The sequence below is a fragment of the Prosthecobacter sp. genome, from assembly GCF_044222565.1.
Taxonomy (GTDB): domain Bacteria; phylum Verrucomicrobiota; class Verrucomicrobiia; order Verrucomicrobiales; family Verrucomicrobiaceae; genus Prosthecobacter.
Genome location: NZ_JBGANA010000017.1, coordinates 77,393 through 91,068 on the forward strand (window position 1 = coordinate 77,393; position 13,676 = coordinate 91,068).

The following is a 13,676-nucleotide window of genomic DNA, read 5'->3' on the forward strand; positions in this document are numbered from 1 at the left end:
TGCGGCGCAGCGGGTCACTTCTTCTTGCTGCTTTTCCCCTTCAACCCCGCCAGATACGCCACCACATCCCGGATCTGCGGCTTGGTGAGGATGCCGAACATCGGCGGCATGACGCTCATGGGCGGAGTCATGGTGGCGATGTGGTCGCGCAGAATGGTCTGCTTCTTGCCGTCGGGCAGGCGCAGGGTCACCTCTTTGGCATCTTCCTTGTCCAGCACAGCGGACTGTGTTTTGCCATCCTTGGTGGTGATTGAAACCAGGCCGTAACCGGGAGCGATCTTGGCCAGCGGATTGAGCAGAGCTTCCAGGATGTAGGCGCGATCTTTCTGGCTGCCCAGCGTCTTCAAATTGGGCCCCACCTGGCTGCCCTCCTTGGCCTCCACAGTGTGGCAGGCCAGACAGTTGGCGGCGAGGTTGTTGGTCACGATGTCTTTGCCGCGGGTGGCGTCTCCACCTTCGAGGAGTTCGGCGTTGCCGGTCTGGATGGCGGCCAGCTTTGCCTTCAGGCTCTCGCGTGTGGCTGCGGCTTCCAGGATGTCCAGCTGGATGGCGGCGGGCGCTTTCTTTGCTGCCAGACGGTCCAGCCACTCTGTGATGACCGCATCATCCTTGGAGGCGGCCAGCAGGCTCAGCGCGAGCTGCTGCGAGGTGGTGTCCCCTTTCTCCAGCACAGCGGTGGCCTCCGTGATGGCGCGCGTGGGCTGGTGTGCAAAGAGCTGCCGCAGGGCCTCGCGGCGCAGCTCGGCAGGCGAGGCTTTGTCCATCGCGAGATCCAGCGTGGTGGCAAACTCCGGCGTGGCTGCATGCTGGGAGGCCATGAGTTTTAGCGCCTCGGCCCGCAGGCTGCCGCGTGCGGCTTTGTCCGCGATGATCTCCTGCAACACATCCGCCTTCACCTGAAGCTGGAGCTGCGTGAGAAGCTCCACCGCCTTGGCCTTGAGTTCACCATCCTGGATGTCCAGCAGGGCATCCAGATGCGGCTGCACGAGCGCTGCAAAAGCCTTCGCATCTCGCGGAGCCACCTCATGAGCCACTCCGTCGATGCGGTCCAAGCGCGGAGGCTGGGTGAACACGAGCAGCACGTCCAGTGCTTCCGACTGCAGGGGCGTCGCCTTCAGCGCAGCGGCGATCACCGGCTCCGCCACGCCAAGACGCAGGCAGGCATTCAAGCCGCGGCTGGTAGCGCGCTGGGTCAGGGCCGGCAGCGCGGCCGGAATGCCTGCGTCATCGTGGATGGCGCGTTCCGCCTCATCCGCCAGTGTTGGCTGGCCCAGGAAGCCGGCCACGCGTGCGGAACGCTGCCGCGCCAGGGCCAGCAGGCAGCACAAGGCCTGCTTGTCTTTAAGGTGGGAGGCCAATGCTGTTTCATCCGCACAGCCCGCCAGCCCGGTGACGATGGCGTGGCGCATGTAGGGGTCCGCACCTTCCTTCGCCGCCATCGCCAGCAGGCCTTTCACGGCGCTGCGTTCTTCCAGCTTGCCCAGCGCGATGGCCGCATGAAAACGCACGCGGATGGAGGCATTCGCCAGCAGTGGCACCAGCGGCGCGCCGCTCGTCTTCACGTCGCTGAGCATCTTGACGCTTTGCGTGATGATTTCAGGATCAGCATCCGCAAGCAGTTTTACCAGCACCGCAGCATCCACCTTGCCGGAACGCAGCCCCTGGCCCAGCCCCCAGATGGCGTGGATGCGAGTGAGCTGTGCTGCCTTCCTGTCTTCAGCCACGGCCTGCAGCTCAGTAAACTCGCCCTTCTTCACGAGGGCAAACTGCGCACGCAAACGCACACGCTGGTCCCGGTGCGCGAGGTGCGTGGCATCCAGCTCCGCATTCAGCAGCTTGTTTGTTTCCTGGCGCTCGGTGCTGTTCTTCCCAGCAGGATCATCCGCAAACCAAACAGCTCCCTTTTCATCCAGCGGATAGCCACCGTCCCAGTCGGCGATGATGAGCTCGCCCGTGGGTGCCATGGCCAGACCGATGCCCATCAGGCCGCTGTGAATGAGCCGCTCGTTCTTCATCGCAAACGTGCTGCCGGAAGGCTCGATCTGAAACGCAGTCATCTGCCCGGAGGGAAATTGATCGAGGATAAAATGGCCGCGAAGCGAAGCTCCCAAGGCGGTGCCCGGAACATGCACAAAACCCGCGGGACCGTTCGAATAATTCGCCAGCGGAGGCGTGATGAAGAGCGGCTGTCCTGCGTGCGCAGGCTGCCAGATGCCGTCGCGCATCCAGCGGCTGGCGGCCTTTTGGTACTGGTGGCTGCAGCGCCAGCCCGAGTCGCTGCGCTCGGTGATGTACACAAAGCGCTCGCGCTCTCCCGGCATGTCGGCGTCGTTGTCCACGCCAAACATGTTGCCGTAATCATCGAACGCCACCTCCTGCACGTTGCGCAGGCCGTGGGCGAAGACTTCGAATCCGCTGCCGTCCGGCTCGCAGCGCATCACGCAGCCTTCATGCGGGTAGTACCATTTTTTGCCTTCCTTGCTGGTCACGTTCACGCCTTTGTCTCCGATGCTCCAGTAGATGCGCCCATCCGGGCCGATGCGCGGGCCGTGCATGTCATGCCCTGCGTAGGCGATGTGAATGCCAAATCCATGGGCCACGATCTCGCGCTCATCCGCCACGCCGTCATCATTGGTGTCGCGCAGGCGCACCAGGTCAGGCGCCACGGTCACATACACCCAGCCGTCATGGTGGGTTATCCCCGCCGCGATGCCGGTGACCACGCTGTTAAAGCCCTCGGCAAAAACCGTCATCTTGTCCGCCGTGCCGTCGTGGTCCGTGTCGCGCAGCTGGTAGATGCGCTCGCTGTGCACGGTCAGGTCTTTCCAGTCGATGATGCCGTCCTTGTTGTGGTCCGCCAGTCCGCCGCGTGGCAGGCGTGTCTTGCCGGGGGCCAGCTCACTTTTGAGAAAGGCTTCCTTCTCCTCCACACTCGTCAGCGCCACATCATCCGGGATCCACTGCGTGTGTTCCCGGATGTCCAGGTCCGCCACCTTCCGGCGCGTGGTGGCGGAGACGTAAATGCGCCCCTGGGGATCGACAGTGACCGCCACGGGATCAGGGACATTGAGGTCGCCGGACCAGCGGTGGAATTCCAGAGGGGATTTGATGGGGGCCGGCTTGGCAGCCTTCGCGGCTGCCGGTTTTTCGTCAGCGGCGGCGCAGAAGTGCGTAAGGAGGGCGGCCAGGGCGAGGTGACAGATCTTTTTCATGAAAAGGGGGCGAAGAAAACTGCGAAGGAGCGTTTCTTCTTGCCGCTGTTCGGCGCACTCGTCAAAGTCCCGTGTGCATTCGCAGCAGCGAATGCTGTTTCTGAAACTCCAACCCACCTCCCATTGATCACCATGAGCCAGATTGTTCCTCTTATCAGTTCCGGCATCGCCGGCCCTCTCGGCGTCCTCCACCTCCCGCGCCTCTGGCAGAAGGCCTCCCTGGCGGCCGCCGGCAAGCTGCACAAAGACTATCCCGGCATCGGCTGCGGCTACGATCAGATGACGCTCGACGCCCTCGGCATCAACATCGAGACCTTCAAGACCTTCATCGCCACGAAGCCGAGCTATCCGCAGCTTGAGGCCTGGGTGAAGGCCCAGCCTGGTGTGAACCTCACCAAGGGGAACATCTACAAGCACAACCAGTCGATCTCGGGTTACATTCACGATGACGCCACACGCAAAACCATTCTCGATGCCGATGGCATCGCCGATGACGGCAGCGTCAATCCCGGCGCTGTCGATCTCAACAATCTGGATGACTGGCACATCTTCTGGGCGCAGGAGATCAAGTAACCGTGATGCGGTGAAATAAACGTTGAAAACCCCGTTCGCCGAGAGGCGGGCGGGGTTTTTCCTTGGGGAGTGGACTGTCGTTGAGGGGCGTATGCTCTGCTGCAGGGCACAGCGCCTGAAACAGTTTAAATCCCAGCCGCCATCACCTTCATCCACCTCATGAGGAAGGAGGCGTTTTCTTCCCTGAGCTGCGCGGCGATGGTCGTGGATAGCTGGGTAAGGCCGTTGAGGCGGGCAAAGGCGGCGGCGCTTTCGAGGCGGCGATAGTACTCGGTAGAGTCGGTGACCTGCGCGACGAGGGACTGGGCGATCTCGACGAGGGTTTCCGGGGTGAGGCTTTCGAAAGGCAGGGTGAGTGTGCCTCGGTCGAGAGTGATGGTAATCGTGGTGCCTTGCGGATTGGTGGTGATGCGCCCGGTGAGCTGGCCGCCCTCCTTCCGAGTGATGGTGCCGGTCCAGCCTTTGGTGGTGAGATCGGTGGTCAGCTGGCGGATGAAATCGCGGGATTGGGTGTAGAGGTAGACCCGGCCGTCGAGGGCATTGCGCACGTCCGCCGTGTCCAGATGGGTGCCAGTCAGAATTTCGATGGCACGAGAATAGTCGTAACCCTGGACAAAGGAGGGCACGATGGAGTCAACTTCGCCGAGGAGCTCCAAGTCCGCCTTGCGGTGCTTCTGCTCCTCTTCCATCTGCAAGTGCTGGGCTTCGAGCGTCATGCGGGAGATTTCACGCTGCAAGCCGGTCTCGAAGGCTTTGATGGTGTCTAGAAAGGGGCCCGAGGTCTTGATTTCGCGGCACTTCTGCTGGCGGTCGGCGAGTGCGGCGCGGAGCTCGGCAACGCTGCTGTACTTCTGCTGCTGGAGGGCGGCGCGGACGAGGGGGATGTCCGGGAGATAGCGCTGGATGAGCGGTTTGTAGAGCAGGAGCCAGCCCTGGGGGGAGGCGGGATCGGCGGCAGTGATGGTTCGGATTTTTTCGAGATTCTCCCAGAAGGCCTGAAGGTGTTCTCCGCCGCGGATCGCGTCTCCATGGTGCCATTCAGCAAGGCCATGGACCAGGTAGCCCAGCATTTCCTCGTTGCTGCCGTCATAACCGAGTGAGTCGGTGGTGAGGCCCAGGCCGAAGCCGTCAGCCATGCGTTTTTTCAGCTTGGTAAAGAACGGGGCCAGCCCGTTGAGGTCCGGGGTGGTGGCGAGCTGGGCGAACTGTTCTTCGGCCTCTTTTTTTCTTCTGAGAATGATGGAGCACAGGGCCGCGTTGAAGCGGGCCCAGTTTTCCGTGGGCTGGAGGAGGTCTTTCGAATCGACGAGCTCGGTGAACCCGAAGCGCGCTTGGTCAAACTCGAATTTGTCGAGCATGCGGTGGCGCGCTTCCGTGAACCGCTCGGAGACGGTCTTGCGGTCGCGGCCTTTTTTGTCCGTGGCCTGCAGGGTCACACCGGTGCCGTTGAGGTCACTTTCATTCGCGGTGGAGAGCTGGATGGTGCGTGCGTTGCGGCGCTCTCCGCCTTCGCGCAGGAGCCAGCCCATGGCGTAGGCGAAGACGATGGCGGCGGCGATGGAGCCGATGAGCCGTGCACGGCGGGAGAAAAGACGGCGGCGGATGCTTCCGCGGTCGAGGAGGCCTTCGGCGAGGCGCATTTCCTCCACGACTTCGGCGTAGTTGGCAAAGCGGTCCTCCGGGGAGAAGGAGAGCATGCCATTGATGACGTGCTCGGTCCGCGGGGAAAAGCGCAGGCCGGATTCGCCAAGGGCCACGCGCTTGCATTTGATGCGGCGAAGGTCTTCGATGGCGTTGCTGTCCGCCTTGTGGGGCGGATTGCCGGTCATGGCGTGGTAGAGGGTGGCGCCGAGGGAGAAGATGTCGCTGCGGTAGTCTTCTTTGTTTTCGATGACTTTTTCAGGGGCGACGTAGTAAGGGGTCGCCCAGATCTCCCCGGACTGGTCTCCGCCACGGTCCACAAAGAGGGCGAGGCCAAAGTCCACGACCTTGGCCGTCCCGGTCTCGGTAAAGAGAATGTTGGCAGGCTTGACGTCCCGATGAATGAGCGTGAGCTGCTGGGCCGCACGCAGGCCTTCGGCGACCTCCCGGCCGATACGCAAGGCCTCGGCCTCCTTGAGGTGCCCCTCCCGCCGGATGCGCTGCTCCAGGGAGCCACCGCCCACGAGTTCCATGGCGATGTAGAAGTAGCCCTGGTCGTAGCCCACCGAGTAAAGCTTGATGACGTTCGGATGGGTGACGTTCGCGGTGATGTGGGCCTCCCGGCGGAACTGCTCCAGCCGGATCGAGTCGCGCGAGTACTGCCTGTTGAGAATCTTAAGGGCCACGCGCCGGCCGAGGGTTTCGTCCTCGGCCTCGAACACCCGGCTCATGCCGCCTTCGCCGATCTGGCGGATGATCATGAACTGATCGAATCGGCGGCGGACGCGCACCATTTGGCCGCAGAACGGACACTTAAGCTTCGTAAAGGGTTCCAGAGACGTGACATCGATCTGCCGCTGACACACCGGGCAGGTGCTCAAAAAGGACTGTTCTGGAGGGGCGAGGATCAAGGAAAGGGGACTGGATGCCTAACGTGGACGCATTCGATATGCCAGAAATTACAGTTTGCCTTATTAATTTGAATCTAGAGTTTGTCGGGTGGACTGGCTCATCACTGAAACAATGGATATCGGAGATCGTTTCGACAAACACCTGGCAAGGCGTTTGCCGGAAATGTCGCGCTCACGGCTGCAGGATCTCATCAAGGAGGGGCATGCCACCCTGAACGGGAAGGCGGCAAAGGCGGGTGCGACATTGAAAAACGGGGACGCGGTGAGTCTCACGGTGCCGGATGTAGCGGAGGTGGAGATCAAGGCCCAGAACATTCCTCTGACGATTTTGTATGAAGACAGCGACATAGTTGTGCTGGACAAGGCCTCGGGACTGGTGGTGCATCCGGCGGAGGGGAATCCGGACGGCACCTTGGTAAATGCGCTGCTGCACCATATCGACGACCTCAGCGGCATCGGCGGCGAGATGCGCCCGGGAATCGTGCACCGTCTGGACAAGGACACGAGCGGTTGCATGGTGGTGGCGAAGAATGATGTGGCCCACCGTCGGCTGACGGAGGCCTTTTCGGAACGGAGGATCGCAAAGATCTACCTGGCGGTGGTCAATGGGGTGCCCAAAGATGAGAACGGTCGGATCCAGAATTTTATTGGGAGACATCCGGTGGACCGTAAGCGCATGTCCATCCTCCTGGATGGGGCAGGTAAAGAGGCCATCACCGAGTGGAAGCGCCTGTCGGTGGACCAAGGCTGCGCGCTCATCCAGTGCCGCCTCCTCACGGGGCGCACCCACCAGATCCGGGTGCACATGCGGGAGGCGCTCCAATGCGCCATCCTCGGAGACCCCATCTACGCGCAGCCAAACAAGCAGCGCGTGCGGGTGCCGCGGCTCATGCTGCACGCCTGGAAGCTTTCTTTTAACCACCCCATCCATGACCAGCCGATGGCCTTTGAGGCGAAAGTGCCGGAGGAGTTTGAACCCTGGCTGAAAAGCGTGCAAAGCTAGCGCCCCGCCCTTTTCATACCATGCTCAAAGTTTACGCTTACTCCGGCTGCTCCACCTGCAAGAACGCGCTCAAGTGGCTCAAGCAGCACTCAATCCCCTTCGAAGAACTTGCGATCCGCGAGACGCCACCCTCAGTGGCGGAGCTGAAGGCCGTGCTGGCTGCGCATGACGGCGATCTTCGCCGCCTGTTCAACGTTTCCGGCATGGACTACCGAAGCCTCGGACTGAAGGACAAACTGCCAGCGATGAGCGCGGACGAAGCGCTGGCGCTGCTGGCGGGAAACGGAAATCTCGTGAAGCGCCCGTTTGCCATCGATGCGAAGAGCAAAGCGCATCTCGTCGGCTTCAAGGAAGCCGAGTGGCAGGCTGCGCTGCTGTAGCAGGGACTGCGTCACTCCTTCACCGCCGCCGCCTGCTCCTTGAAAAACTTGGCGATGAGCGCCGGCGCTTCTTCGGGAAATTTGTGCGTGCCGCCCTCTTTGATGAAGGCCACGAACGGTGCCCCGACTTTGGAGGGGTAGAGCGTGCATTCTTTGTCCCAAGGTTTGCCCTCAGCCTCGCACTGGTTGATCTCTTTGACCTTGGCGATGGCGAGCTGCTGCCACTCGAATTTGACAAGCGGATCTGCCGTGCCGGCGAGGTGCATGCAGGGCTTGGGCTTGAAGGGCGTGTCCTTGAGCCGGATGGAGGCGGCAGCGGAGGGGGCCACGGCGCAAAGGATGTCCGGACGTGTCTGCCAGAGGAGATAGGTGAAGCCGCCGCCATTGGAGTGGCCGGTGGAGAAGATGCGTTTGCCGTCCACCTTGTAGTGCTCTTTGAGGTGAGCGAGCGCGGTATCGAAAAGCTTGAGGTCGCGGTCGCCTTCGGCACCTGCCCCGTGCTGCCAGCCAGGTTTTTTGCCTTCAGGATCGGTGAGCTGGCCGGGGGTGTTGAGGCCCTGAAGGTAAACGGAGATGGCCTCGGGCATGTGTTTGAACATCGCGAAGCTGCGGCCTGCCTGCATCGCGGTGCCACCGTGGCCGTGCCAGACAAAGATGACGGGGGTGGATTTCTCCTTCGCGGTGGCGGGGGCGTAGATGAAGCCGGTGCGGGCGGTGCCATCGACGGTGAGGTCGAGCTTTGACACGCCTTCCGGGAGCTGAACCTGCGCATGGCAGAGATGGGAAAGGGCCAGAGTCGCAAAGGCGAGAAGGGTGAAGCTGCGGCGGATCATGAGGTGGAGGGTGAGAATCTGGCTGTTGAACGTTTGGGCCGGGGCGAAGTTGCGCCGCAGTTGCCTGGGGCAGGTGGCATGCTACGATTCGCCTCTATGAGTATTGGAAACGATGCAGTCCCCGTAATCACCCAGCCCGGTCAGGGCCGGGGCATGGCGGTGTTTGGAGATCAGGTGGAGTTTGTGATCACGGGCGCGCAGTCGGGCGGCCGTTTCACGCAGTGGATCGAGACCACGCATCCAGGTGGCGGACCTCCTCCGCATTACCACACGCGGGAGGACGAAAACTTTTATGTGATCGAGGGCAGCGCGGAGTTTTTTCAGGACGGCCAGTGGAAGCCGGTGCTGCCCGGAACGGCGGTGTTCATGCCCAAAGGGGTGGTGCATGCCTTCCGCAATGCGGGCAGCACGCCGCTCAAAATGTTGATCACCACCGTGCCATCAGGCTTTGAGGACTTCTTTGACCGTTGTGCGGTGGAGTTTGCGAAAGAGGGCGGACCTGATATGTCACGCCTTGTTGAGATCGCCGGAGAGCACGGCATCTTCTTTGTGTAGTCGCAACCCCCTTTTTCATTCCCGATTCATGTTCAAGACCGGCCAGCAAGTTGTCTGCATCAACGACCAGTTTGACCCCTGGGTTTTCGATTTGTACAAGTCCCTGCCAAAGAAGGACGAAATCTACACCGTGCGGGCCATTCGTGCAGGGCGGTCGAATCCGCAGTTTGTCGTGAACGATGACGCGGAGATCAAGCTGGCAGGTGCAGAGTTTGACATCCTGCTGCTGCTGAAGGAGCTGAACAATCCGGATGATCCTCACTCGAGCGTGAAGCAGGAACTGGGCTTCAAGTCAGAGAGGTTTGCGCCCCTCCTGGAGGAAACCGAGGAGGTGGAGGAAGAAGAACTGGTCGGCGTTGGCAAGGGGGAGAAGTCCTGGGAGCCGGAGCCGGCGTGGTCGAAATAGGTGCACAGGCACTTTAAAGAGAGCGGGCTGTGCAATCCCGGTCCTCACTCACGCGGCGGGGTTTCTTGGCTTCCTGCGTGGTGAATGAAAACTTGGCATCGTGGGCGCTGTTTGATACACCACACATCTCCATGAGCGCCCCTCCCGATCTTCCGCCGTCTTCCGCCTCTCTCACTGAACGCCAGATCGTCGAACTGCTCTCCTCGGCGCGGCAGCGGATTTTTGCCGAAGTGGGGAAGGTGATCGTAGGGCAGAAACATGTGATCGATGAGATGCTGATCGCGCTGCTCAGCGGCGGGCATTGCCTCATCACCGGGGCGCCCGGACTGGCCAAGACGCTTCTCATCAAGACGGTGGCGGACGTGTGCCATCTGAGCTTTCAGCGCATCCAGTTCACCCCGGATTTGATGCCATCGGACATCACCGGCACGGAAATATTGGAAGACAGCCCGGAGGGCCGCAAGCTGGTGTTCAGCAAGGGGCCGGTGTTTGCGAACATGATCCTGGCGGATGAAATCAACCGCACGCCGCCCAAGACGCAGGCGGCACTGCTTGAGGCGATGCAGGAGCACCAGGTGACGGTGAACGGCAAAACGATGCACTTGCCCGAGCCATTCTTTGTGCTCGCGACCCAGAACCCCATCGAGCAGGAGGGCACCTATCCTTTGCCTGAAGCGCAGCTGGACCGCTTCATGCTGAACATCGTGATCGACTACCTCAGTGAAGATGACGAGGTGGCCGTGGTGACGAAAACCACGTCCGGCAAGGGCGAGCCGGTCCAGCGCCTGTTCAGCGGAGAGGAACTCCTGGCCTTCCAGCAGGTGGTGCGCAAAGTTCCCATCGCCGAAGATGTGGCTCGCTATGCGGTGCGCCTCTCAGCGGCGTCGCGGCCGGGACGCGAAGGCGTGCCTGATTTTGTAAACCAATGGATCAGCTGGGGCGCGGGTACGCGCGCCAGCCAGAACCTGGTGCTCGGTGCCAAAACCCGCGTGCTGCTGCACAATCGTACCCACGTAACGGTGGAAGACATCCGCGCCATGGCTCTGCCGGTGTTCAGACATCGTATTCTGGTGAATTACAAAGCAGAAGCGGAAGGCGTGACGGTGGAGAAGGTGATCGGGAAGCTGATCGAGCATGTGAAGGGCTAAACGCAGATCCATAACTCATGAGCTCTGCCACCACCTTTCTCGATCCCGCAGCGCTCATGCGCATCAAGTCGCTCGAACTCCGTGCGAAGGTCGTGGTCGAAGGGCTTTGGAAGGGCATGCACCGGAGCCCTTATCATGGGTTCTCGGTCGAGTTCAGCGAATACCGCGCGTATGTGCAGGGAGATGATCCGCGCTACATTGACTGGAAGGTGCTGGCCCGGAGCGACCGCACCTACATAAAAAAATTTGAGGATGAGACAAACCTGCGCTGCCAGATGGTCATCGATCACAGCAAGTCGATGACGTTTGGCTCGGCGGGCTACACGAAGGCGGATTATGCAGCCACGCTGGGGGCGACGCTGGCGTCGTTTCTCATGAAGCAGGGCGATGCAGCAGGACTGACGACCTTTGCGGATGGCATTGAAGAGCATCTGCCGCCGCGGAACCGGCCGGGGCATTTGCGGCGCATCATCACCGAGCTGGAGCGTCCCGCGAAGGCGGCGGGCACCTCGCTGGCGGTTTCAGTGGGCCAGCTGGCGGATCTCCTGCGGAAGCGCGGCATGATCTGCCTCATCACGGATCTGCTGGCACCAGTGGAGCATCTGGAAAAGCAGCTGGCCCTGCTGAGCGCGATGGGGCATGACCTTGTGCTCTTTCATCTGATGGACCGCGCGGAAATCGACTTCACCTTTGAGAAGGCGGCCCAGTTCCGCGATGCTGAAACGGGTGCGGAGCGGTTCATCGATCCGCAGCTCGCCCGGGAGAACTATTTAAAGCGGCTGCAGGCGCACCGGGAAACGATCCAGGCGGCGACGGATCGTCATAACGTCGAGTATCACTTCTGCCCCACCGACCAGCCGCTCGAAGAAGTGCTCTTCGACTTCCTCAGCGCGCGTCAGCGTAAAAAAGCCTCCAAATCCTCTGCGGCACGCATTTCCGCCTGATTTGACGTTCGACATTCTGATTTACTCTTTCACCTCGCATGTCCTGGCTCTTTCCCTTCTATCTCGCAGGCGCCGCCGCGGTCATCGCGCCCATCCTGCTGCATCTGAGGCGCAAGCCGCCGCAGGACAGGGTGGAGTTCAGCACGCTGATGTTTCTGGATGCCAGCACGCCGGTGCCGGTGAGCAAGAGGCGGCTGGAAAACTGGCTCCTCCTGCTGCTCCGCTGCCTGGCGCTGATCCTGCTGGCGCTCATGTTTGCTCGGCCCTTCATCCAAAGTGAGAGCGCGGCGCCCACCTCTGGAAATCAGGCAACGCTGATCCTGCTGGACCACAGTGCTTCGATGCGGCGGGAGGGTCTCTGGAAGCGCGGGATGGATGAAGCAGAGCGGCTCTTCAAGGAGGCAAAAATCACGGACCGTATGGCACTGGCGGTATTTGATGGTGAACTGACGCCGGTCTGGACTTTCGAGGAGGATCGCAACACGCCAGCCAGTCGCAGCACGGCGCTCAAATCGCGGCTGGCGGACCTGGCACCGGGCTGGGGCGCCACGCAGTTGGATCGTGCGCTGATCGCCGCGGTGCCGTCGTTTGATTCCAGCACGACCACGCTCAGAAAACGCATCCATCTCATCACAGATCTGCAGGAGGGCACGCGGCTGGATGCCTTGCGCACCATCGCATGGCCGGCGGAGCTCACGCTCAAAGTGCAGCGTTTGGACCCGGCCACGAACGACAACTTTTCCATCGCGCTCGCAGCTCGGGACGAGGAGGCAAAGGCGGACACGCTGGTGCGCCTGCGCCTGAGCAACACGCGCGAGTCAGCGTTGCGCGACTTCACGCTGGCGTGGCAAAAGGCGCCGCAGGCCGAGGCCATCAGCGCTCAAATTCCGGCCGGAGCCTCGCGCATCTTTTCTGCGCCGCCCAATTCTACCAACGCCACGTTGCTGGCGCTCAGCGGGGACAAGCATGACTTTGACAACCGCCTTTACATCGCGCCGCCTCAGCCGCGTGCGGTACGCATCCATTTCCTGGGAGATGAAGCGACGCGGGACGAGGCGGCCGCTCCGCTGTACTACCTGGCGCGCGCCCTCCAGCCGACGGCGACCCTCGCACCCGTGCTGACGGCCGCCAAAGAGATGCCCGCGCAGGCTCCTGACCTGCTGGTGATTTCCGGCGGCACGCCGCCTGCGGGCAGGCATGCCGCCCTGCGCGACTTTGTGACGTCTGGCGGGTTCCTCATCGAGGTCGCCACCTCCCCAGCCGATGCGCCACTGCTCCAAACCCTCACCGGCATTCCGGGAATCACCGTCAAAGACGGAGCTGAATCCGACGACTACCGGATGCTGGCGGATGTCAAAACGGAGCATCCGCTGCTCAGGCCGTTTGGCGATCCAAAGCTGCGGGACTTTACCAAGCTGCGCTTCTGGAAGCACCGCCAGATCGAGCTCAAAGATGCGGGTGACAAGCTGGAAACGCTGGCGAAGTTTGACAACGGCCTGCCGGCGATCCTCAGCGCGCGGATTGGCAAAGGCACGCTTGTGGTTCTTGCTTCCGGCTGGCACCCCGGGGACAGCCAGTTTGCGCTCAGCACCAAGTTTGTGCCGCTGCTCTACGGCTGGCTTGCCGCGGCAGGATTCAGCCATGATCCCGCGGCGACCCTGCTGGTGGGGGATGCTCTGCCTTTGGATTCCGCAGCGACCCACACGGTCACAGAGCCCGGCGGCAAGACCCACCGCCTCAAAGCGGGCGAAAGTTTCACAGCCAAAGAGGTCGGGCTGTTCAAGGTCGAAAACGCCGCGCATACACGGACGGTGGCCGTCAATCTTCCGCCAGACGAGGGGCGGGTGCTGCCGCTGGCACCGCAAAAGCTGGCTGAATACGGGATCAAGCTGGCCGGCAGCGAAGACAGTTCCGCAGGCGGGGAAGCCACCGATCAGCGCCTTACTTCCACCGACACGGAGCAGCGGCAGCAGACGTGGTGGTATGTTCTTCTCGTGCTTTTGGCCGTACTCCTGCTCGAAACCTGGTTTGCAGGTCGCGCGAGACAGACCGTCCTCCAAACCGCGTAAT

Annotated in this window: 11 protein-coding genes; 8 read left to right on the top strand and 3 right to left on the bottom strand. The window is 61.7% G+C overall.

All coding sequences use genetic code 11. The annotated features are described in order from the left end of the window. Nucleotides 1-14: 14 nt before the first annotated feature. Nucleotides 15-3,212 carry a PVC-type heme-binding CxxCH protein gene (locus ACILSR_RS22540; protein ID WP_395752059.1) on the bottom strand — a complete coding sequence of 1,066 codons (3,198 nt, stop codon included), beginning with the start codon at nt 3,210-3,212 and terminating at the stop codon, nt 15-17. Between the two features lie 132 nt (nt 3,213-3,344). On the opposite strand from ACILSR_RS22540, the gene ACILSR_RS22545 reads away from it, so the two are divergent. Further along, nucleotides 3,345-3,785: a DUF5069 domain-containing protein gene (locus ACILSR_RS22545; protein ID WP_395752060.1), complete on the top strand. Its 441-nt coding sequence runs from the start codon at nt 3,345-3,347 to the stop codon at nt 3,783-3,785. Nucleotides 3,786-3,910: 125 nt separating this feature from the next. Here the strand turns inward: ACILSR_RS22545 and ACILSR_RS22550 are convergent, their stop codons facing one another. Beyond that, nucleotides 3,911-6,187, bottom strand: a complete 2,277-nt coding sequence (locus ACILSR_RS22550) for a serine/threonine-protein kinase (RefSeq protein ID WP_395752061.1) — start codon at nt 6,185-6,187, stop codon at nt 3,911-3,913. Between the two features lie 262 nt (nt 6,188-6,449). Between ACILSR_RS22550 and ACILSR_RS22555 the strand changes: the two genes are divergently transcribed. Together ACILSR_RS22555 and ACILSR_RS22560 are read left to right on the top strand one after the other, a co-directional pair. After that, a complete protein-coding gene (locus tag ACILSR_RS22555) occupies nt 6,450-7,340 on the top strand; it encodes an RluA family pseudouridine synthase (RefSeq protein ID WP_395752062.1) in 891 nt (296 codons plus the stop codon). A 20-nt stretch (nt 7,341-7,360) separates the two neighbouring features. Then, nucleotides 7,361-7,720: an arsenate reductase family protein gene (locus ACILSR_RS22560; protein ID WP_395752063.1), complete on the top strand. Its 360-nt coding sequence runs from the start codon at nt 7,361-7,363 to the stop codon at nt 7,718-7,720. An 11-nt stretch (nt 7,721-7,731) separates the two neighbouring features. Here ACILSR_RS22560 and ACILSR_RS22565 read toward each other — a convergent pair whose 3' ends face one another. Then, nucleotides 7,732-8,553 carry an alpha/beta hydrolase family esterase gene (locus ACILSR_RS22565; RefSeq protein WP_395752064.1) on the bottom strand — a complete coding sequence of 274 codons (822 nt, stop codon included), beginning with the start codon at nt 8,551-8,553 and terminating at the stop codon, nt 7,732-7,734. Between the two features lie 96 nt (nt 8,554-8,649). Between ACILSR_RS22565 and ACILSR_RS22570 the strand changes: the two genes are divergently transcribed. The 5 genes from ACILSR_RS22570 to ACILSR_RS22590 all read left to right on the top strand — a co-directional run bounded on the left by ACILSR_RS22570 (nt 8,650) and on the right by ACILSR_RS22590 (nt 13,675). Continuing rightward, entirely contained in the window at nt 8,650-9,108 is a 459-nt protein-coding gene (locus ACILSR_RS22570) for a cupin domain-containing protein (protein WP_395752065.1), read from the top strand. Nucleotides 9,109-9,136: 28 nt separating this feature from the next. Continuing rightward, nucleotides 9,137-9,514 carry a hypothetical protein gene (locus ACILSR_RS22575; RefSeq protein WP_395744225.1) on the top strand — a complete coding sequence of 126 codons (378 nt, stop codon included), beginning with the start codon at nt 9,137-9,139 and terminating at the stop codon, nt 9,512-9,514. Between the two features lie 131 nt (nt 9,515-9,645). Then, nucleotides 9,646-10,662, top strand: a complete 1,017-nt coding sequence (locus ACILSR_RS22580) for an AAA family ATPase (RefSeq protein ID WP_395752066.1) — start codon at nt 9,646-9,648, stop codon at nt 10,660-10,662. Nucleotides 10,663-10,679: 17 nt separating this feature from the next. Further along, nucleotides 10,680-11,606, top strand: a complete 927-nt coding sequence (locus ACILSR_RS22585) for a DUF58 domain-containing protein (protein WP_395752067.1) — start codon at nt 10,680-10,682, stop codon at nt 11,604-11,606. A 38-nt stretch (nt 11,607-11,644) separates the two neighbouring features. Next, a complete protein-coding gene (locus ACILSR_RS22590) occupies nt 11,645-13,675 on the top strand; it encodes a BatA domain-containing protein (RefSeq protein ID WP_395752068.1) in 2,031 nt (676 codons plus the stop codon). Nucleotide 13,676 lies beyond the last annotated feature (1 nt).